Source organism: Paenibacillus sp. FSL E2-0178 (assembly GCF_038593005.1).
Classification (GTDB): Bacteria; Bacillota; Bacilli; order Paenibacillales; family Paenibacillaceae; genus Paenibacillus_AQ; species Paenibacillus_AQ phytohabitans.
The window spans coordinates 1,616,482-1,638,455 of the sequence record NZ_CP151953.1 but is presented as its reverse complement, the minus strand read 5'-3'; the positions used below and the strand labels follow the sequence as shown (position 1 = coordinate 1,638,455).

The following is a 21,974-nucleotide window of genomic DNA, read 5'->3' as shown; positions in this document are numbered from 1 at the left end:
AGCGGAATAGCGATGACAAGCAAGGAACAGAGCCAGCAGCGGTTATGGTACAGTGAACCGGCGCAGGAATGGAATGAGGCGCTGCCGATCGGCAACGGGCGGCTCGGAGCGATGATCTTCGGCAGGGCAGCCGAGGAGAAGCTTCAGCTCAATGAGGATTCCGTATGGTACGGAGGTCCGCGTGACCGCAACAACGAAGATGCGCTGCCTCATCTGCCCAAGCTCCGCAAGCTGATCCTTGAGGGGAAGCTGAAGGAGGCGGAGGAACTCGCCGCGATGACGATGACGGGACTGCCGGAAGCGCAGCGCCATTATCTGCCGCTGGGCGAGCTGCTGCTGTCGTTCGGCGGGCATGAGCAGCCGGCTGCGGATTATAGACGGGAGCTTGATTTGGAGCGCGGCGTATCCCGGGTGAGCTATTCCACCGGCGGGGTCCGGTATACCCGTGAGCTGTTTGCGAGCTTCCCGGATCAGGCCATAGTGGTTCGGTTGACCTCCGACCGGAAGAACGCAATCTCCCTGAAGGCCAGGTTCAACCGCCAGAACTGGAGAATGCTGGAGAAGACGGAGAAGTGGCAGAACAGCGGACTGGTGATGAGCGGAGAATGCGGAGGCCGCGGAGGCAGCTCCTTCGCTGCCGTATTGAAGGCAGTTACGGAAGACGGCACCTGCCGCAATATCGGAGAATATTTGCTTGTGGAGGGGGCAAACTCGGTTACGCTGCTGCTTGCCGCAGGAACTACATTCCGCCATCCCGATCCGGCGCTGCATGCCAAGATGCAGATTGAAGAACTGAGCCGGGTTCCCTATGAAGAGCTGCTGGCCCGTCATATTGCGGATTACCGCAGCTTGTACGGGCGGGTTGCGCTGACGCTCCCTGAGAACCCGAAGCTACACGGGCTGCCGACCGGCGAACGGCTGAAGCGGTTTCAGCAGGGGGAGGAGGATCACGGGCTGATCACAACCTATTTCCAGTATGGCCGTTATTTGCTGATCTCCTCCAGCCGTCCAGGTTCCCTGCCTGCGAATCTGCAAGGAATCTGGAATGACAGCTTCACCCCGGCCTGGGATAGCAAATTTACGATCAATATCAATGCGCAAATGAACTACTGGCCTGCTGAAATCTGCAATCTGGCGGAATGCCATGAGCCACTGTTCGATTTGATTGAACGGATGCGGCAGCCGGGACGGGTGACGGCCAGGGTAATGTACGATTGCGGAGGCTTCACGGCGCATCACAATACGGACATCTGGGCAGATACTGCTCCGCAGGACACCTATCTCCCTGCGTCCTTTTGGCCGCTGGGTGCGGCCTGGTTATGCCTGCATCTGTGGGAGCATTACCAGTTCAGCCAGAACCGTTATTATCTGGCGCAGGTGTACGATACCATGAAGGAATCTGCGCAGTTCCTGCTGGATTACCTGATAGAGGATGAGGCTGGCCGGCTGATTACCTGCCCGTCCGTCTCGCCGGAGAATACGTATCAGCTGCCTGGCGGGGAATCGGGCGTGCTGTGCGCCGGGGCCTCCATGGACTTCCAGATCATTGAAGCGTTGTTCAAGGCCGTCGTCCGCAGTGCCGAGATTATCGGCCGGGATGAGGCGTTCCGCGAAGAACTGCGCTCTGCTCTGGACCGGCTGCCTGGACCGCAAATCGGGAAATACGGCCAAATTCAGGAGTGGATGGAGGATTACGAAGAGGTGGAGCCGGGACACCGTCATATCTCCCATCTGTTCGCCTTGTATCCCGGGGATGCCTTCACGGTAGAGCATACGCCGGAGCTGGCTGCAGCAGCCCGGACTACGCTGGAGCGCAGACTTGCAAGCGGCGGCGGACATACCGGCTGGAGCCGGGCCTGGATCATTAACTTCTGGGCCAGACTGCAGGATGAGAGCAAAGCCTACACGAATGTACGGGCATTGCTGGAGCATTCGACCCTGCCTAATCTGTTCGACAACCATCCGCCGTTCCAGATTGACGGGAATTTCGGAGGAACCGCGGGAATTGCCGAGATGCTGCTGCAGAGTCACACGGATACCATCAGACTGCTGCCCGCGCTGCCTGCAAGCTGGAGCGAGGGCAGTATGAAGGGTCTGCGGGCAAGAGGCGGCTATACCCTCGACTTCGCGTGGGCCGATGGACTCGTTACGGAAGCGGTGGTATCATGTACCGTATCCGGTCCTTGCCGGATCGAAGGCCCGGGGCTGGATCCCGTTTCGTTCACAGGGGAAGCGGGAGGCTCTTATACGTTTACCCGGTAAGCGTGAGCCGGAAGCTGACAGGGTAGAAGTTTATGGAAGATTGCGTAAACAGGATGTTGGCAGAGTTGATGATTATAGAAAATTGCGGAAACTGGAAGCTGGCAGAGCGGAGGATTAAAGAAGACTACGGAAACTGGAAGCTGGCAGAGCGGATGATCATAGAAGACTGCGGAAACAGGAAGCTGGCAGAGTAGCTGATTATAGAAGACTACGGAAACAGGATACCGTCAGAGTGGATGATTATAGAAGATTGTGCTGGGATTGGCGCATTTGCGCCAATCCTTTTCTGTGATTATGCAGGAAATTCTGCGTATAAAATAGACCTGCCCGAAAGTCGGCGATGCGCGGGAATGAAAGGGATAAATCCCACTAATTCCGCCGAAAGTGGGCGATGCGCGGGAATGAAAGGGATAAATCCCACTAATTCCGCCGAAAGTGGGCGATGTGCGGAAATGAAAGGGATAAATCCCACTAATTCCGCCGAAAGTGGGCGATGCGCGGGAATGAAAGGGATAAATCCCACTAATTCCGCCGAAAGTCGGCGATACACGGAAATGAAAGGGATAAATCCCTCTAATTCCGCGGAAAGTGGGCGATGCACGGGAATGAAAGGGATAAATCCCACTAATTCCGCCAAAAGTCGGTGATGTTCAGGAACGAAAGCGGGCGGTAAGAGGAAAAGAAGAGCAAAAGTGCCCCTGAATCCACCGAAAGTCGGCGACAAGAGGAACTGAGGAGCAAAAGTGCCCCTGAATCCGCCGAAAGTCGGCGACAAGAGGAAATGAGGAGCAAAAGTGCCCCTGAATCCACCGAAAGTCGGCGACAAGAGGAAACGAAGAGCAAAAGTGCCCCTGAATCCGCCCGATGTGCGCAGGCAAAAGAATAGTGAAAACTATCTATCTTGTTCTTCATTTATAGCTGCAATTGTGTAATCGTCAGCGGGTGCATTAAGTCAGTTGAAATACCAGGAGCGGATCAACAACCGCTGGCTGCTCCTGTACTAAAGAACGGAAATTCAGTTGCCGCGCAGCAAGCAAGCGTTTTCTTTTTATCGAATTTTCGGGGGGGAAGTACTATAGTTTATGAATTGTAAGCGCATTCTGAAAACGTATAATTAGAGATGTCAACAAGAGAATTTATAAGCATAAGCGATTAGCCAAAAAGGGGAGGCATAACAACATGCACAAAACGGCAAAACGTTCAGCCAAGGCCGCGGCAGCCGGTGTATTAGCACTCACACTGGCACTTACAGGCTGTGGTTCTGGCAACAACAGCAGCAATACCGGAAGCAAAGATAACGCCAGTGGAGGAAACGCCAGTCCGGCAGCAGCCGGAGACGATAATGCTCCGGTAACATTCTCGGTATTTATGAGTGGTCCCGGGCAGCAGCCGACACCTGACAACAAAATTCTCAAACTGATGAAAGAAAAAACCGGGGTCAGCTTCAATATGGAATTCCTGGTCGGCGACCTGCAGCAGAAGCTGGGTGTCATGATTGCCGGAGGTGACTATCCGGACATCATGTCAGGGGACGACAAGCTGATCAATGCCAAGGCTTACATTCCGCTTGAGGATCTGATTGAGAAGTACGCGCCCAACCTGAAGAAGCATTATGCCGATGTGTGGAACCAGATCAAGGATGAGAGTGACGGCCACATCTATGTACTGCCAAGCTATGGCGTATATCAAGGTAAAATTACTGAACCGACTTACCAGGGACCAGGCTTCTGGCTGCAAAAGAAGGTGCTGGAGGAAATGGGCTATCCAACGCCTAAGACCCTTGATGAATATTTCGATATCATTGCCAAATATAAAGAAAAACACCCGGATGTCATCGGGTTCGAATCGCTCAACTTCGACTGGCGTGTGTTCCCGCTGCAGAATGCGCCTGAGCATCTGTCAGGACATCCGAATGACGGAGCGGTGGTTGTAGACAACAATGTAGCGCAGATTTTTGCCGACAAGGATATGTCCAAGGACTACTACAAGAAGCTTAATGAGATTAACGCTCAAGGGCTGATGGATAAGGAAGCGTTCGTGCAGAACTATGACCAGTATCTGGCCAAAATCGCAAGCGGCAAGGTCGTCGGTATGTTTGACCAGCACTGGAACTTCCAGGACGGCGAGACTTCCCTGATCTCCCAGGGCAAAATCGAAGATACGTATATCGGCTTCCCTCTGCTCTATCCGGGTGCTGAAGAATGGTACCGTGACCGCGGAGCAGTCGGCACCAACCGCGGCTTCGGCATTTCGATCAATGCCAAGGACCCTGAGCGCATTATCAAATTCTGGGATCAGATGATCACTGAGGAATGGCAGAAGACGATCCAATGGGGAGTCAAGGGCGAGGATTATGAAGTGAATGCGGACGGTTCGTTCTACCGTACACCGGAACAACGGGCGAACGCAGACCAGACAAGCTGGCAGGTAGCTAACAAAATCACAGGTATGCACGGTTATATGCCAAAGATTCAAGGTACGTACAGCGATGGAAATGCAGCAGATCCGGGTACGCAGCCACAGGAATTCTTCGACAGCCTGAAGCCGTATGACCAGAAGATTCTGAAGGCGTACAACAAGAAATCCTGGTCTGAATTCTTCAAGGAACCCAAAGAGAACCATATCTACTTCCCGGCGTACTCCATCGTGCTTAAGGATGGCTCGCCAGCTCAGCTTGCACAGTCCAAGCTGAATGACCTTCAGGTTAAATTCCTGCCCAAAGCCATTATGGCCAGTCCGGATGAGTTCGAAGGCGTATGGCAGGATTATGTGGACAAAATCCACAAGCTGGACATCAAGGCCTACGAAGACCGGATTAATGAAGGCATCCAGCAGCGTATCGAAAAATGGAGCGTCAAGTAAGCGGCACTAAGGCTTGAAACGGAGCGGGAAATGAACTTTCCCGCTCTTCCTAAATAGGAGTGGAGAGAACGATTACACAGGAGGGAATACTACATGTCTGATGCCGTACTGGACAAACAGGTCAAGAAACAGAAGACCCGTAGAAGCAAAGTCGATCCGGAAATCGGTGTGAGCCTCAGCTGGAAGACGCTAAAGATACAGAAACAGCTTATTTTCATGTCTGTGCCGATTGCCATCTATCTAATTATTTTTAACTATGTACCCGTTTGGGGCTGGATTATGGCCTTTCAGAATTACCGCCCGGCGCTGTCCTTCGGCCAGCAGGAGTGGGTAGGCTTCCAGCAGTTCAAATTCTTATTCTCCGATGAGACCTTCATGCTGGTGCTGCGCAACACGGTAGCCATGAGCTTCATCAATCTTGTACTTGGTACGGTGACGGCCATCGGCCTGGCTTTGCTGCTGAATGAGATTAGACTCAAGTTCTTCAAACGTATCGTCCAGTCAATTTCATATTTGCCGCACTTTCTGTCCTGGGTTATCGCAGCGGGTATTGTGGCTACCTCCCTGTCCATAGATGACGGGATTGTCAATGTCATTCTAATGAAGCTTCACCTGATCAAAGATCCGATTATGTGGCTCAGTGAAGGCAAGTATTTCTGGGGCATTGTCGGAGCTTCCAACGTGTGGAAAGAAGTAGGCTGGGGCACGATTATCTATCTGGCCGCGATTACCTCCATTGACCCTTCCCTGTATGAGGCAGCATCCATCGACGGCGCTACGCGTCTGCAAAAAATGCGTTTTGTCACTCTTCCGGGAATTAAAGCAACCTTTGTGATTCTGCTGATTATGAATATCGGACATATTCTGGATGCCGGCTTTGAGCTTCAGTACCTGCTCGGCAACGGTCTTACTATAGACTATTCGCAGACCATCGACATCTTCGTCATTAAGTACGGGATCTCTATGGGGAACTATTCTCTGGCTACGGCAGCAGGGATCTTCAAGACCATCGTCAGCGTTATTCTCGTCTTCATGGCCAACTATACTGCCAAACGTCTCGGCGAAGAGCGGTTAATCTAAAGGAGGAAGCCCTTATGAAAGCTGTAGCTAAAGGATCAAGCCGCATAGAGCCGGTTGTGTTTCATACACTGAACACGCTGTTCATGCTCTTTGTGGTTGCTGTAACCCTGTATCCATTCCTCCACACGATGGCTGTTTCGTTCAACGACGGCAGTGACACGCTGGCCGGTGGAATCTATCTCTGGCCCCGTTCGTGGACGCTGGAGAATTACAAGGCGGTCTTTGTTTCAGGGACGATCTACCATGCCGCATTTATCTCGGTATCCCGCACGGTAATCTCAACGCTGCTCGGTGTTTTTCTCACCACTATGCTGGCTTATGCACTGGCGCAGCCACAATATATTTTCCGCAAAAAAATCGGCCTGCTGTTCATCCTGACCATGTATTTCAATGCCGGCCTGATTCCGAACTACTTCCTGATCAAGAATATGGGCCTGCTTCATAGCTTCATGGTCTATATCCTTCCGAGTCTGGTCAGCGCATTCAACCTGATCATTATGCGGACCTATATCCGCGGTCTTCCGTTCAGTCTAACCGAATCGGCGAAGATCGACGGGGCGGGTGATTTCCGGATTTTCTGGAAAATCATCTTCCCGCTGTGTACTCCTGTACTGGCAACAGTTGCTTTGTTCATTGCGGTAGGTTCATGGAATGCCTGGTTCGATACCTTCCTCTATGCTTCCTCTGATCTTAAGCTAAGCACTCTGCAATATGAAATGATGAAGCTGCTGGGTTCCACGATGAGCACGAACAATGATCCTTCCATGCTTGCGGGAGGCCAGAATAATCAGGTGCAGGCCTTGGTTACACCGGCTTCCATCCGTTCCGCAATTACGATCGTTACGGCTGTCCCGATTTTGTTCGTCTACCCTTTCTTGCAGAAGTATTTCGTGGTAGGGTTGAACCTGGGAAGCGTGAAAGAATAATTGTCATTTAGAATGATATAAGAAAAATATGGATAATATAACCGTTTCGGGTGAAGCCGAAGCGGTTTCTCCTGTTCAATACTGGTGAGCCTTGCAGAACTCAAAATACTTAAATAAAGAGGGTGATCCAATGCTTAAGGTACTGTTTGCCGACGATGAGCCGCTTATGCTGGAAGGGCTGCGATTCCTGGTAGACTGGGAGAAATTAAACTTTGAAGTATGCGGTGAGGCTCTGGACGGGGAGGACGCGCTGGAGCTGATTCACAGTACCCGCCCTGATCTGGTTATAACTGATGTGCGCATGCCGGTAATTGACGGTCTTGAACTAATAAAAAGAGCTTCCAAAACCGATTTCCGGCCCAAGTTTATTATCTTCAGCGGCTACGCCGACTTTGAGTATGCCACGCGGGCGCTTAAGTACGGGGTATCCAACTATTTGACCAAACCTCTGGATGAGAAGGAGCTGACAGAGGCGCTGCAGATCGTAACCGACCAAATCCATAAGGAGCGCAAGGTGTCCTCACGGCGCGAGGCTCTTTCGGCTCTGATGCAGGCGGATACGGTATCCCGGCTCCTGATGCGGGAGAACACGGAAGAGGAGCGGCAGAAGGGGCTGAAGAGCCTTGGGATCACCCCCGCCTCGCGGATATGCTGTATACTGGTCCATGGAACAGCGCCTGACAGTCTTCACCTGCGTGAACAGGTCTCTGCCATGGGCGGCAAGGAGCCGCTGCGCAGCCTGAGCGTCTATCCGTTCACCGCAGGAAGCGGGAAGCATGGATATTTGCTGGTGTCCCCGCAGGAAGGACCGGAGCTTGACCCGGCCATGCTCACAAGCTGGATGGATGAAATACGTTCCTTGTACAGCACTCCGGTCTGTTTCACGGCAAGCCTTCAGCATCACGGACCGGAAGCTCTGAATGCGGCTTATCAGGATGCGCTGGCTGCTGAGCTGTGCAGGCCGGATGCCGCGGAGGGCGGAGCGGCCGGCTTCTTCGAGAAGCAGGATAAGACTCAGATGGCGATGCTTCCGGCAGAGCTGAGAAGATCGCTGCTGCAATCCGTCACTGAAGGGAAGCTTGAGCACCTGAGCGGGCAACTCCGCGATGTGTTCAAGATATTCTCGGCGGAGGTGGCTTCAAGCTCATGGATCGACGCTTTTCTGGCCAATATCAAAGCTGAGCTGCTACGTGAAATTACCGCCAGAGGGGGAGACTATGCGCAGTGGGTAAATAAATGGTTTCCGTCCCGGTATACGGCCAGCTGCCTGCCTCTGCTGGAGAGGCAGACGGAGCAGGAGCTGTGCGAGGCTGCAGAATGGTTCGCAGCTGCTGCGGACGGCAGGCGGGAGGACCAGATAGTCTCTGCCGTGACGGAGTATGTCCGCAGGCATTATCAGGAGAAGCTGAAGCTGCAGGATATTGCGAAAGTTCTGCATGTGAATTCCGCTTACCTGGGACAACGGTTCAGGAAGCATTACGGCAGCTCTTTTAACGACTATCTCCATGAATACCGCATTGAAGAAGCCAAGAAGCTGCTGCGCCGGACCGATATGGGCATTTCCGATATCTCAAGCCGGGTGGGCTATGCGGACGCTGATGTGTTCGCGGCCAAGTTCAAGGCGCTCAACGGCGTTACGCCTACCGTATACAAGAAGAGCTAAATCAAGGGGGAGGAGGGGACTTGCATGAAGCATAAACGGAAGCCGTCTGCCTTCATCAATGATATTCCGCTCAAATACAAGTTTTTGTTTATCTACTTACTGTGTGTTCTCGTCCCCATACTCAGCATCAACGCCCTTTTTTATGTGCAGATCAGCCGCAACGTGGAAGTACGGGAGAGGGAGAATCTGGGGATTTCGGTAGACCGGGTGGTCTATGATCTGATGCAGATCGTGAATGAATGTGTGGCGATCAGCAATACGGTGGCTGCAGACCGGCCCTATATGGAGATGATGGATTATGCCTACCCGGATAATGAGGCTTATTATGATGCCTATAACGATTTTCTCAAGGACAAGCTGCGGCAGTACAGCAATCTCCACTCCTATATCTACTGGATGGGCATATATACGTCCAATCCGACAATCCAGAATGGCAGCAGCTATTTTATTCTGTCAGACAAGGATAAGCAGAGTGAATGGTACCGCAAAATATCAAGCAGCACAGACAAGGTATTGCTGACCTCCTACCAGGGGACCAACCCGCTTAATCCGCCCCAGCAGGAGGTGTTTGTCAGCCTGATCCGCAAGCTGGATAACTTTACGGGCCAGCCCTACAATAAGTATTTGCGGATTGATCTGCGGCTGAACAATGTGCAGGAGCTGTTCCAGAAGGAGCGCGATTATCTGGATTTCAAGCTACTGGATGAGAAGGACCGGATCGTGCTGGCATCGGGTCAATCCTTCTACTCGCTGGACGCCAATGCTCTGCTGAATGTGGACACAAGCCTGGATCAGCCATCGAAGCAAATTGTCCGTACGCTCAGCAGTGCAGCCTACACCAAGGGCTGGCGTCTGGTCGGAACTCCGGAGGGCCGGAAAGTGAATCATGAAATGGTACATGCCCTAAGGATCTCACTGATTCTTGCTCTATTAACTATAATCCTCCCTACCCTGCTCATGATTGTGATTATAAGGTCCTATAATCTGCGGGTCAGATTGCTCTACAAGCATATGAAGCTGGTCAAATATGAACAGTTCGAGAGCATTGATATGTATGAGGGGAAGGATGAAATCGGCGGACTGATCCGCAGCTTCAATCTGATGACCGGGAAAATCCGCAATCTGATCAATGATGTCTATAAGCTGGAGATTCAGAAGAAGGACCTGGAGCTTGAACGGGTACGGGCGGAGCTGAAATATCTGGAAAGCCAGGTGGACCCTCATTTCCTCTTCAATACGCTTAATGCCATATTGGTCATCTGCAAGAAATATAAGTATGAACAAGTCACGGATGTCATCCGCAATCTGGCTCTGATTATGCGCAGGCTGCTAAGCTGGAAGGATGATCTTATTACTGTAGAGGAAGAGGTCTCTTTTATCGAAATGTATCTGCAGATTGAGAAGTTCCGCTTTCAGAACCGGTTCTCTTATGTGCTGGATATTGAGCCGGAGGTGCTGAAATGCCGGATTCCCAAGATGAGCATACAGGCATTGGTAGAGAATTCCTGCAAGCATGGCCTGCAGTCGGTCAAATGGGCAAGGGAAATCCACGTGTCCGCGGCGAGGGATAACGCAGGCCTGCTGATCGTAGTGACGGACAATGGCAAGGGAATCGAGAAGGAGAAGCTGGAATGGATCAAGTCCCATCTGGAAACGGAGCAGGATTCCGGACAAAATGTCGGGCTTCGCAATGTGTATAAACGCTTGAAGTTGTACTATAACGGCAGAGCCAAGTTCAGCATTGAGAGCACCGAATATGAACAGACGGTCATTACCATCCGGATTCCCGAGGACTTGAGCCTGGATCTGGTAGTGGAGGGATCTCATGTATAAAGTGGTACTTGCGGATGATGAAACCATCGCATTAGAGGGATTGCGGACGCAGACGGATTGGGAAGAGCTGGGCTTTGAAATCTGCGGAGCCTGTGAGAACGGGGAGGAAGCGCTGGCTGCGATTGTACAAAGCTCGCCCGATCTAGTGATTACAGATATCCGTATGCCAGAGATTGACGGGCTGGAGCTGATAAGGCGCGTGCGCAGCCTGGAGATGGAGCAGCCGATCTTCGTCGTTCTCAGCGGCTACGGCGAATTTGAATATGCAAGAACTGCCATTCGTTATGGGGTAAGACACTATCTGCTGAAGCCGGTCGTTGAGGCCGAATGGGATAAGGTGCTTACAGACATTACGGATGAGCTGGAGCTGCGCGTTAAGCAGAGGATGCAGCAGAGCATGCTGGCGAGCCGGCTGCTGCCGCTGGCGATTGCACGCATGCTTGAGGGCCACTGGGCGGAGCCTGAAGAGGAGGCGGCCGAGCAGATGGACCGTCTGGATGAGACCGTCACGGGCTGGACGTATCTGCATGTGGAGGGCGATAGCAGCAATATCACAGACCTTTGCCGGGAGCTGGCCGGACCCGCAGGCGCCCTGTTCATTGACCTGCCCGGCGATCAGGCCGGACTGGTTGTGGAGAGCTCGGCGGGGACGGCCGGGCTGGCGGAGCAGCTATACGCCGGACTGATCCGCAGCGGTGTGAAGGGCTCCGTCAGCATCGGGCCGAGTGTGCAGTCACTCCGCGAGCTGCCTGTCTCCTACAGGGAAGCGGCAGGGGCTGCGGCCCGCCGCTATTTCTATTCAGACGGAAGCGGTCCGGTGCATTCGGCCATTGAGGGCGAGGGCCAGGTGAACTACAATCTCCCTGCCACAGAGTTGCTCGAGGAAATAATAAGCGCTGTGGAAAGGCTGCAGGAGCAGAAGGTTCAGGAGAAGCTGAACGAAATGTTCAGCGTGTTCAAGGAGAACCGGACAGATCCGGGAGTTGTACAGATGACCAGCATGGATATCATGCTGAGAAGCATGGAATTGCTGAAGGAATTCGGCGGAGCGGACGATCCGTGGATCGGCTCGCTTGATTTTTTCAGAACAGAGCCCAAATCGCTGGAAGCCCTGCAAGCCACCCTTCAGAGCGCGCTGGCAACAAGTATGAATTATATCCGGCAGCACAAGGAACGTAACTCCGAGCATCCGCTTATCCGCGTAGAATGCTTCTTGCGGGATCATTATTCCAGGCATTTGACTGTAAAAGAGATTGCCGAGCACTTCTATATCAATCCGGTGTACCTGGGCCAGGCCTTCATCAAAAAGCACGGGATCAGCATTCTGGAGTACATTCACAATCTGCGTATAGAAGCAGCCAAGAAGCGGCTGATCGAAACCCGCGACACAGTCAGGAGCATTGTGGAGAGTGTAGGTTATGTGCACTATCACCATTTCCTGAGAGAGTTTGAGAAACGGACGGCACTGAAGCCGGTGGCATTCCGCGAACAGGCCCAGTCTGATAAAGGATAGGTTCATAAATTTATTAGGGTCCATGTATTTAGTATGGTAATGGTAAACGCATACAAATTCGCTATGATAGAGATAGCTGTCCAACAATGCTGTTATTCACAGGAGGTCCACGGCATAGGCATGCAGGCCCATTGGAATATCTATGGCCCGTCCATTGAAGAAATCCGCAGCGCCCTTGAGCTGTACGCCTCTTTTGGGGCTCAAAATCCTGATTACGGAGCTGGATATCTCCATGTTCCGTCATGAGGATAAGCGCACAGACTTGAAAGCGCCAACATTAGAAATGCTGAGGCTCCCTGAGGAGCGTTATGCGGAGATCTTCGCCCTTCTGCTGGAATACAAAGCTTCCATTGATTCGGTGACCTTCTGGGGCGTGGCCGATGATTATATCTGGCTGGACGGCTTCGCAATCCTAATTGTTATAACCATCTTATCGCTAACAACAATGGAGGGAATTAAATGACAACTCAACTGAATCAGGCTGCCGGAAAGGTACCCCCTAACGGTAATCCGCTGGTAGCGCACAGATACGGAGCCGACCCTTATGCCCTGGTATTCGGGGACAGAGTCTACCTGTACATGACCAACGACGCTCTGGAATATGATGAGAGCGGCGTGGTGAAAGAGAACTCTTACAGCAGTATCAATACCATTACCGTCATCTCCTCCGCCGACCTGGTCAACTGGACCGATCATGGCGCGATTGCCGTGGCCGGACCGGAGGGCGCTGCGAAGTGGGCTACCCAATCCTGGGCACCGGCAGCAGTTCATAAGGTGATTGGCGGCAAGGACAAGTTCTTCCTGTACTTCGCCAATAATGCCAGCGGGATTGGGGTTCTCTCAAGTGACAGTCCGGTGGGGCCATGGGTTGACCCAATCGGGGAAGCGCTGATTCTGCGCTCTACACCGGGGGTAGCGGATGTGACCTGGCTGTTCGACCCGGCGGTTCTGGTCGATGACGACGGCAAGGGCTACATTTACTTCGGAGGCGGTGTCCCGGAAGGACAGTTCGCAGAGCCGGGCACAGCCCGGGTGATGAGACTGGGTGAGGATATGACCAGCGTAGTGGGTACTGCTGAAGTGATCCCGGCGCCATTCATGTTCGAGGACGCCGGGATTCATAAGCGGAACGGTGTCTACTACTATACCTACTGCTCGAACTTCTATGACGGGGAACGGCCGGAGGGCAGCCCTCCGGCGGGGGAGATCGCCTATATGACGAGTGACAGTCCCATGGGTCCCTGGACATATCAGCGGACGATCCTGAAGAATCCGGGACATTTCTTCGGAGTCTCCGGGAACAACCACCATGCGGTGTTTGAATTTCATGACAGCTGGTATATTGCTTATCACGCCCAGACCTTATCCAAGGCACAAGGGATTGCGAACGGCTACCGCTCCACGCATCTTAACCGCCTGACTCATCTTGACGACGGGTCCATTCAAGAGATTCATGCGGACTATGAGGGCGTGCAGCAGCTTGTCACACTGAACCCGTATGAACGCATCCCGGCGGCAACAATGGGCTGGAGCGCGGGGGTGAAGACAGAATTCCTGACAGCCGGAGGAGAGCAGATCGTAACGGATATAGAGAACGGCGGCTGGATCGGATTATCCGGAGTGGACTTCGGGAGCCGGGGAGCAAAAGCGTTCCAGGCTTCGGTTCTGGGTCTTGAAGCCGGCGGTGTACTGGAGCTGCATCTGGATGATCCGGCTGGCCCGCTCGCCGGCAAGCTGTCCGTGCCTGCGGCAAACGGGGCAGAATGGAAGGAGCTGAAGACGGAGGTCCATGGAGCCGTAGGGGTACATTCACTCTATCTGGTATTCACGGGCACGAGCGGCAAGGACTTGTTCAAGCTGGCAGCTTGGAAATTCACGACAGAAGCATAACTAACCTCAAGGAGGCCAAAGCATTGAATACCGCGATCATCACCAATCCTGTAATGTGGGCAGATGTCCCGGATGTGGATGTTATCCGGGTCGGCCCTGTATTCTATATGGTCAGCACCAGCATGCACTCCATGCCGGGCTGTCCGATTATGAAGTCAGAGAATCTGTACGACTGGGAAATAGTGAATTATGTCTATGACACCTTCGAGGATCATGAGGCCCACCGGCTGGAAAACGGCCAAGGGATATACGGCAGCGGTTCTTGGGCGGCCTCCCTCCGCTATAAGGACGGAATCTACTATGTATGCTTCTCCTCCAATGATATGGACCAGTTCTATATCTACCGGACCGGAGATATTGAGCATGGTCCCTGGGAGCGTTCGGTGATTCCGGGACTTCATCATGACCCGGCTCTGCTGCTGGATGAAGATAACCGCAATTATGTGATCTATGGGAACGGGGACATCATGATCAAGGAGCTGACAGCGGATCTGACGGCTGTGAAGCCCGGCGGAACGGATCAGCTGCTGCTGGAAGGCGAACGGGAAGACATCGGTCTGCGGATTGAAGGCTGTCATGCGCATAAGCGGAACGGCTATTATTATCTGTTCTTCATTGAATGGCCGAGAACCGGCAATCAGCGCAGACGCCAGCTGTGCTACCGTTCCCGTGAGCTGCCGGGTCCTTACGAGCGGAAGGTTATTCTGGATGAAGATCTGGGCTACCAGAATAACGGTGTCGCCCAAGGCGGCATTGTCGATACAACGGACGGTGACTGGTACGCGGTGCTATTCCAGGATCATGGGGCTGTCGGACGGATTCCCTGCGTCCTCCCCGTAAGCTGGGAGCAGGATTGGCCGGTGATCGGGGAGAACGGTGAAGCGCCTAAAGTGTTCCGGACGAAGCTTCCTGCGGGTGAGCCGAAGCCGCTGGTGATCAGCGATGAGTTCGATTATATCAGCGGCCGGTTGGCGCTGAACTGGCAATGGAACCATAATCCCGACAACGGGCTATGGTCGCTCACCGAGCGGCCGGGTTATCTGCGTCTGCACACCGGACGCACAGCAGACAGCATCCTGCGGGCGCGTAATACACTGACCCAGCGGACGGAAGGTCCGGCGTGCAGCGCGGAGACGCTGATTGATCTCTCAGGTATGCAGACCGGCGACAGGGCAGGTATGGTTGCTCTCCAGAACGGATACGGGACGGTCGAGGCTGCCGCCTTGGAGCAGGGCGGGTTCAGCGTGAATATGTGCGTCAACAGCGGTGACGGCTGTCCGCAGACGGTGGAGAGTATTCCATTCACCGGCAACAGGATATATCTCAGAATCGATTTCAATTTCCAGGATAGCGTGGACACGGCCCATTTCTTCTATTCAGCGGACGGGGCGGTCTGGAAGGCGATTGGCGGGACGCTGCATATGAAATATACACTGGATCATTTCATGGGCTACCGGATTGGCTTGTTCAATTATGCAACCGTCTCATCCGGCGGTTATGCCGATTTTGATTATTTCCGTTATCGCAGACAAGGCTAAGTCCGGGTCTTGAAACCGAACCCGGCAGCCTGGGATGCCGAAGGGCGGAGGGGAAATTTAAGAATACCTGCCAGAGGCAGCCACAGAGTGCAGGTGTGCTAATAGTGGCTTAATCAGCAAATGAGGGGCATTGGTTAATGCTTCTCATTTGTTTGTCGTCAGCCCGCACCCGCTCCAGCAAAACTGCCGAGATAACTACAATTGCCTATTCTTCCTGCCGGGTTTCTGGCTGTTTGGAAGCAAGCTTCTCGCGGTAGGCCCGGGGGGAGAAGCCGGTAAGCTGCCGGAACTGCCGGCAGAAATGCTCGACATTCGCATAGCCGCAGAGTGCGGCGATCTCCGCAATTTTGTGCTGGCCATAGCCAAGCTTCTCCTTGGCCAGCCGAATCCGGCAGTGAATGACATCCTCCATGCAGGAGATGCCGAAGGTGGATTTGTATATGGTCTGCAGGTAGCCTGTACTTATATGCAGATGCCCGGCCATAGAGGACACGGTCCAAGGGTGGCCGGGGTTGCTGTAAAGCGTCTTGCGCAGCTCCAGAAGATTATAATATTGCGGATTCAGCTTGTCCTCGGACGCCTCGGACAGCTTATTGAACAAGAGCCGGAACAGGTAATCAATGGATAGCTCCCGGTAATCGTTCTGGAAGGAGTTCTCCAGTGTCAGCAGCTGAAACAGCTGATGGCAATAGCCGGGGTCCGGCAGCGAGAATGGAGTGCCGACCGGTAGGACGGTCTCTGTAATATAAGATTCATCCGCATCAAAGCGGACCCAGTCATTCACATACTTCCGGGAGCAGGCCCGGTAATAAATGCTGTGCTTAGGCGGATACAAGACAGCAGAGTGAGCGGGGAATTCCTTCAATTCCCCATTCACATCAAACAGTGCCGGAGTCTGTGTCAGTACAAGAAGCCAGGCATCCAGCCCTTCCGGAATGCTGTACACGAAATCATGCTGATGCGCAGCGTCATATTCAACGTAGTGTATTGCGGGCATTGGCTTCTCCTTTCTTCGGATAGATCAATTAATGGTCAGTAAATATCATTGTTAGAAATTCGCTCAATCTCTATAATTTGTAGTGTGTATCACGAGCGTGACTGAATAATGACAGTGGAAGGTGTATTACTGGTTATTAGAAATTATCAATAAGAAGGAAGGTTGTTGATTAATGATACCACAACGAAACGAGGATCGGAATCAGATCCTTTGCTATACAAGGCTGCCGCAGGAGGATATGGTGTACGCTTCGAGGCTTGCCCACAGCATGCACTTGGCTTACAGCACAGACGGGCTTCTGTTTCAGGAATTGAATCATAACTCGGGTGTTCTGTTCGCCAAGGCGACGGAGAATGAAGACGGGACACTCCGGGCCAAGAGCCTGAATCATCCTTATCTTTTCCACTTGGCTGACGGGAATTACGGCGTAATTGCCGTGCGTACTGAGGCAGACGGTGAAGCCGATGAACAGAGTAAGGGGAAGGTGCTGTTGTTCTCCTCTGCCGATTTACTGCAATACAGCGAGGTGGGACTGCTGGAGCTTAAGGCCGATACCTTTGTAAGCGATGTCTCTTGCCAATACGATACGGAGCAGAACGGTTACCTGATCAGCTGGATAGATGAATATGGTCAGGGGTATGAGAGCTGGATGACCGACATCATGAGCCTCCAAAATGTCTCGGCTCCGGAAAAAGCAAAGCCGTTCACTCTGGATACCGTGCTTGCCGATATTGAAGGGATTCTGCCGCGCAATGTGATCTCTGTCTCTGCAGAGACAGCCCGCAGACTTTTCTTCAAGCTTACTGTTCCAGAGAACATTGCTATCGTGGTTCCGGACCGCGTAAGTGCGGCTTCGGTAGAGGAAGTGAAGGCTGTGCGGGCAACGGCTCTATACAGCGATGGTACGCAGGCGTCCAAAAAAGTGGATTGGAATATAGGCGCCATCGACTGGAGCCAGGCGGGAACCTACAGAATTACCGGGGAGATCCATCAGGAGCATTATCCGTTTCCAATCGCACTTGACCGTGCAGACCCCTGCATTGCACAGTGGAAGGGAAAATATTATTTCATTGCCACCAATGATGCGGATCAGAATCATACGCTGTATATGAGGGAAGCGGATACTATTCCCGGACTGGTAACGGCTGAAGAGGTGCTGATTCTCGATTCTTCCACCCATGAACAGATTCGCGGTCTGCTGTGGGCGCCGGAATTCCATGTCATTGAAGATGAGCTGTACATTTATCATGCGGCAACCTCTGGTGAATTCTTCTATGAAGAGTCGCATGTGATGAAGCTGCGGGCAGGTGGTCATCCGATGAACGCGGCGGACTGGACCATCCCGGAGCGTGTAGTGAAGAAGGACGGCACATATTTGTGTGAAGCAGGCAAGACGATTTCTCTGGACATGACTGTCATCCGGTGGAACGGCAAGCTCTATGCGGCATGGTCGGAGCGCCAGTTCGTGCCTGTCGATCTGGGGGCCTGGGTCTATATCGCAACCATCGATCCGCAGGAGCCGTGGAAGCTGACCAGTGATCCGGTGCTGCTGACCCGGCCCGACTATGGGTGGGCCAACAATCATACCTTTGTGGATGAAGGGCCTTTTGCCCTGTATTCGGATGACAAGCTCTACGTGACCTTTGCCAGCGCAGCGGTGGATGCCACCTATGTTGTCGGTCTCCTGACTGCAGATAAAGGGGCAGATCTGCTGGATATAGAGAGCTGGACCAAAGGCAATTATCCGCTGCTGACCTCCAGAAGTGTGCCGGGAGAATACGGTCCGGGCCATAATTCCTACGTGACGGACGAGGATGGTGTCATCTGGAACGCCTATCATGCGAGACCGGGAATTGACGGACCGCGAAGCTCGGGCCTACGCCGTGTGCATTTTGACATTGACGGTGCTCCGGTTCTGGATCTCACAGAGGAAAAGGACCTGAATCCGGAGCTGAAGCAGGTATCCATGGAAGTGAACGTAGGCTAGCTAGTGGGTCTGTTAGCCGCATCAGCGTCTCCCTGGAAGAGTGAACGCAAGAATGTATGGGATAATCATTGTGGACGATAACGCCCTTAATATGCAGAAGACTTGCAAGGAAGAGGAGGAATTGATTATGGAATATCATGTTGCCATTCAAGGGAGCGATCAGGCGCCGGGTACGGCGGAACAGCCATTCCGCTCCGTTTCCCGTGCTGCGGCTCTTGCGGTGCCGGGAGATACGATTACAGTACATGCGGGGATATACAGGGAATGGATCAGCCCGGCCAATGGAGGTACAGAGGAACAGCGGATTGTATATCAGTCTGCCGGGGATGGGGAAGTGGTTATCACCGGTGCTGAGCCTGTGGCCGATTGGACGGATGAAGGGGACGGCGTCTGGAGTACGGAGGTACCGAACACCCTGTTTGTTGTCCGCAACCCCTATAAGGTTAAATTGTACGGGGACTGGCTGTTTGAAGGCGCGTTCCAGCCGCATTTGGGAGAGGTATACCTTGACGGCAAGTCTCTATATGAATGTGATGGCGTTGACAAGCTGCGCAATCCCCAGGTTTGGCCTCAGGCCAAATATGCGGAGGACTCTCTGCTGCAGTGGTATGCGGAAGTAAGCTCCACGGCCACCACAATATGGGCGAACTTCGGCGGCAGGGACCCGCGCAAAGAGAATGTGGAAATCAATGTGCGCCCTTATTGCTTCTGGCCGGAGAAGACCGGCCGCAGCTACATAACTGTCAGGGGCTTCACACTCCGGCAGGCCTCACCCCAGTGGGCTCCGCCAACAGCTTTGCAGGAAGGGCTCATTGGCCCCCATTGGAGCAAGGGCTGGATTATTGAGGATAATCTGATCAGCGAGTCCAAATGTACAGGCATCAGCCTCGGCAAAGAAATTACCACCGGGCATAACGAATGGTCGGAGAACCGGATCAAGGGCGGAACGCAACGGGAGCAGGAGGTTATTTTCCGTGCTTTGCGCAAGGACTGGCACAAGGACCGGATTGGAAGCCATATTGTCCGCAACAATGTGATTCATGACTGTGAACAGGCTGGAATCGTAGGGCATCTAGGAGGTGCTTTTAGCCAAATCTATCAGAACCGCATTTACAATATCCATCATAAACGTATTTTCCACGGTGCAGAAGTCGGAGGCATCAAACTCCATGCTTCACTGGATACCCAAATTTGCGGGAATGTCATTTACAGCTGCTACCGGGCACTTTGGCTGGATTGGCAGGCGCAGGGCACCCGTATCAGCCGAAACACCTTTTACGACAATTTGTCCGAGGATCTCTTTGTAGAGGTCTGTCACGGCCCTTATATGGTGGATCACAACCTGTTCCTGTCTCCGATGAACTTTCGCAATATGGCTCAAGGCGGTGCGTTTGTTCATAATCTGTTTGCCGGCAGGTTTGTGGTGCGTTCCGAGCTTACCCGTTATACACCCTACCATATGCCTCATGAGACAGCTGTTGCCGGGTTCAGTAATATCACGGGTGGCGACGACAAGTATTATAACAACCTATTTATAGGTGATGACGATCCGCACAACGAGCCGCTGCCGATGACTTTTTTCGAGCATCTTCCACTCACTCCAAGAGAAAATCTGGACGAAAGCGGTGCCCCGGTAATGGACGGTATCCCGGATAACTCCCGCTGTTATCTTCACCCTGTGGGGTTGGGCGGGTACAACGATTACCCGGACTCCATGCACAAGCGGTGGTGGGAATATACCAAGGAAGAAATTGCGGCGATGGAGGAAGCCGGAAAGCCGTTCCAGCCCGATAGGATGGCACTTCCTGTCGCGATACAGGGCAATCTGTATTTGAAAGGCGCGGTGCCCGGTTCTCATGAGCCGGATGCAAGGGTCTATGTCAGCAATGGTGTTGAGATCGAAATCGATCCAGCTGTAAACAAGGTGCAGGTGCATATTAAGAGCCCTGAAATGATGCATGCTGCGGCTCCTGTGATAGTTACGACTGAGTTGCTCGGCAGAAGCTATCACGCGGAGATGCACTACGAGGAACCGGATGGCTCCGCTTACCGTTTTGACCACGACTTTTTTGGCAAACAGCGCCCGGATCAAAATATCACGCCCGGACCATTTGAATTGCTAGATGATAGTCCGGTGAAGATTGTGCTGTAACGCAGAATAACGGGCAAATCTCCCACACTTGGTTTATTAAATAAACTAAGTATGGGATATACATAAATTCAAGGAGAGGAATGAGGTACATTGAACGGGAATAATCCGAAGTATTTAACACAAAAGCCAGGGTATGATCAGGAGCGGGAAGGGATCAAGCGTGGCGAGATCACGATGATAGAATACCCCTCTGCGACAGTAGGCAACACGCGGAAGGCCCGGGTGTATACACCGCCCGGATATTCCAGTGCAGAGAAATACAGCGTCTTGTATCTGCTCCACGGCATTGGCGGAGATGAGGACGAATGGTATACCCACGGCAAACCGCAGATCATCCTGGACAATCTGTATGCCGATCAGCTGCTGAAGCCCATGATCGTTGTGCTGCCGAACGGCCGGGCGATGCTGAATGACCGGGCGGAAGGCGATATTTTCGCCCCCGACAAGGTGCATGCCTTTGCGACATTTGAATCGGATTTGCTGAACGATCTCATTCCTTATATAGAAGCGAATTATTCAGTCCTGACGGACCGGATGCACCGTGCCCTGGCCGGGTTATCCATGGGCGGTGGGCAATCGCTCAACATGGGTCTGAGCCAACTGGACCGGTTCGCCTGGATCGGGGCGTTCTCCCCGGCTCCCAATACGAAGGAGCCTGAGCTGCTGGTACCGGACCCGCAGCAGACGTCCGCAGCGCTTAGCCTGCTCTGGTTATCCTGCGGCGATCGGGACAGCCTCAAGTATGTCAGCGACCGGACGCATGCCTATTTCGCGGAGCATGCGGTGCCGCATATCTGGGTTGAAGAACAGGGCGACCATGATTGGCCGGTCTGGAAGAACGGCTTGTATCAGTTCTCGCAGCTTATTTTTTAAGTGGTTAGGGGCGTTCGGAATGGGCACCTCGTATGCCGCTGGAAGTGCTGCTATTGTAGCGGCGAAACGTCCTGCCGGACGTACACTGATTGTCCGTTGAGCAAGCGTTGAGCAAGCGTTGAACGAGTATTGATCGAGTGCTGACCGAGTACTGATTGAGTACTGATTGCGTACTGATTGAGTACTGATTGAGTACTAATCGGGCACTGGTCGAGCACTGATTAAGCACTGATTATCCGCCGTTTGCCCATCAATCGCCCACTAAAAACACACCCAACGTCCGCCGAACGCCAACTAATCAGCCTCTAATCACTCTCTAATCACTCACCTGTCGTCCACCGATCGCAGAAGACTGCATTGCACGCGGCATTGAGGTTGTTGGGAGGAAATAGTTGGAT

The 21,974-nt window shown here is 53.0% G+C and carries 14 protein-coding genes and 1 pseudogene; 14 read left to right on the top strand and 1 reads right to left on the bottom strand.

The features are described from left to right. Positions 1-12 precede the first annotated feature (12 nt). The 11 genes and pseudogenes from MHI42_RS07705 (at position 13) to MHI42_RS07655 (ending at position 15,567) form a co-directional block, all read left to right on the top strand. Entirely contained in the window at positions 13-2,262 is a 2,250-nt protein-coding gene (locus MHI42_RS07705; protein WP_342423377.1) for a glycoside hydrolase family 95 protein, read from the top strand. A gap of 68 nt (positions 2,263-2,330) precedes the next feature. Next, entirely contained in the window at positions 2,331-2,456 is a 126-nt protein-coding gene (locus MHI42_RS07700) for a hypothetical protein (RefSeq protein WP_342423376.1), read from the top strand. Positions 2,457-3,441: 985 nt separating this feature from the next. Further along, positions 3,442-5,124 (top strand): extracellular solute-binding protein, encoded by a 1,683-nt coding sequence (locus tag MHI42_RS07695; protein ID WP_342423375.1) that lies wholly within the window; start codon positions 3,442-3,444, stop codon positions 5,122-5,124. 93 nt (positions 5,125-5,217) lie between these two features. Beyond that, the gene (locus MHI42_RS07690; RefSeq protein WP_340946716.1) at positions 5,218-6,204 is read left to right on the top strand and encodes an ABC transporter permease subunit; all 987 of its coding nucleotides are present in this window, start codon (positions 5,218-5,220) and stop codon (positions 6,202-6,204) included. Between the two features lie 14 nt (positions 6,205-6,218). Next, positions 6,219-7,130, top strand: a complete 912-nt coding sequence (locus MHI42_RS07685) for a carbohydrate ABC transporter permease (RefSeq protein ID WP_042135910.1) — start codon at positions 6,219-6,221, stop codon at positions 7,128-7,130. A 130-nt stretch (positions 7,131-7,260) separates the two neighbouring features. After that, positions 7,261-8,793 carry a response regulator transcription factor gene (locus tag MHI42_RS07680; RefSeq protein ID WP_342423374.1) on the top strand — a complete coding sequence of 511 codons (1,533 nt, stop codon included), beginning with the start codon at positions 7,261-7,263 and terminating at the stop codon, positions 8,791-8,793. Between the two features lie 24 nt (positions 8,794-8,817). Next, positions 8,818-10,626, top strand: a complete 1,809-nt coding sequence (locus MHI42_RS07675) for a histidine kinase (RefSeq protein ID WP_342423373.1) — start codon at positions 8,818-8,820, stop codon at positions 10,624-10,626. Beyond that, positions 10,619-12,139 (top strand): response regulator, encoded by a 1,521-nt coding sequence (locus tag MHI42_RS07670; protein WP_342423372.1) that lies wholly within the window; start codon positions 10,619-10,621, stop codon positions 12,137-12,139. The genes MHI42_RS07675 and MHI42_RS07670 overlap by 8 nt, the downstream gene beginning before the upstream one ends. A gap of 105 nt (positions 12,140-12,244) precedes the next feature. After that, positions 12,245-12,545, top strand: a pseudogene (locus MHI42_RS07665) (endo-1,4-beta-xylanase); the annotation flags it as partial. Positions 12,546-12,598: 53 nt separating this feature from the next. Then, positions 12,599-14,029: a glycoside hydrolase family 43 protein gene (locus MHI42_RS07660; protein WP_342423371.1), complete on the top strand. Its 1,431-nt coding sequence runs from the start codon at positions 12,599-12,601 to the stop codon at positions 14,027-14,029. Between the two features lie 23 nt (positions 14,030-14,052). Next, positions 14,053-15,567 carry a glycoside hydrolase 43 family protein gene (locus tag MHI42_RS07655; protein WP_342423370.1) on the top strand — a complete coding sequence of 505 codons (1,515 nt, stop codon included), beginning with the start codon at positions 14,053-14,055 and terminating at the stop codon, positions 15,565-15,567. A gap of 205 nt (positions 15,568-15,772) precedes the next feature. Here the strand turns inward: MHI42_RS07655 and MHI42_RS07650 are convergent, their stop codons facing one another. After that, positions 15,773-16,564: an AraC family transcriptional regulator gene (locus MHI42_RS07650; RefSeq protein WP_342423369.1), complete on the bottom strand. Its 792-nt coding sequence runs from the start codon at positions 16,562-16,564 to the stop codon at positions 15,773-15,775. A gap of 172 nt (positions 16,565-16,736) precedes the next feature. On the opposite strand from MHI42_RS07650, the gene MHI42_RS07645 reads away from it, so the two are divergent. From MHI42_RS07645 to MHI42_RS07635, 3 genes are all read left to right on the top strand, one after another. Continuing rightward, positions 16,737-18,551, top strand: coding sequence for a family 43 glycosylhydrolase (locus tag MHI42_RS07645; RefSeq protein WP_342423368.1), 1,815 nt, complete (start codon positions 16,737-16,739; stop codon positions 18,549-18,551). A 127-nt stretch (positions 18,552-18,678) separates the two neighbouring features. Continuing rightward, complete coding sequence (locus tag MHI42_RS07640) at positions 18,679-20,703, top strand: right-handed parallel beta-helix repeat-containing protein (protein ID WP_342423367.1); 2,025 nt, start codon at positions 18,679-18,681, stop codon at positions 20,701-20,703. A 90-nt stretch (positions 20,704-20,793) separates the two neighbouring features. Further along, positions 20,794-21,576 (top strand): alpha/beta hydrolase-fold protein, encoded by a 783-nt coding sequence (locus tag MHI42_RS07635; RefSeq protein ID WP_342423366.1) that lies wholly within the window; start codon positions 20,794-20,796, stop codon positions 21,574-21,576. Positions 21,577-21,974: the final 398 nt, after the last annotated feature.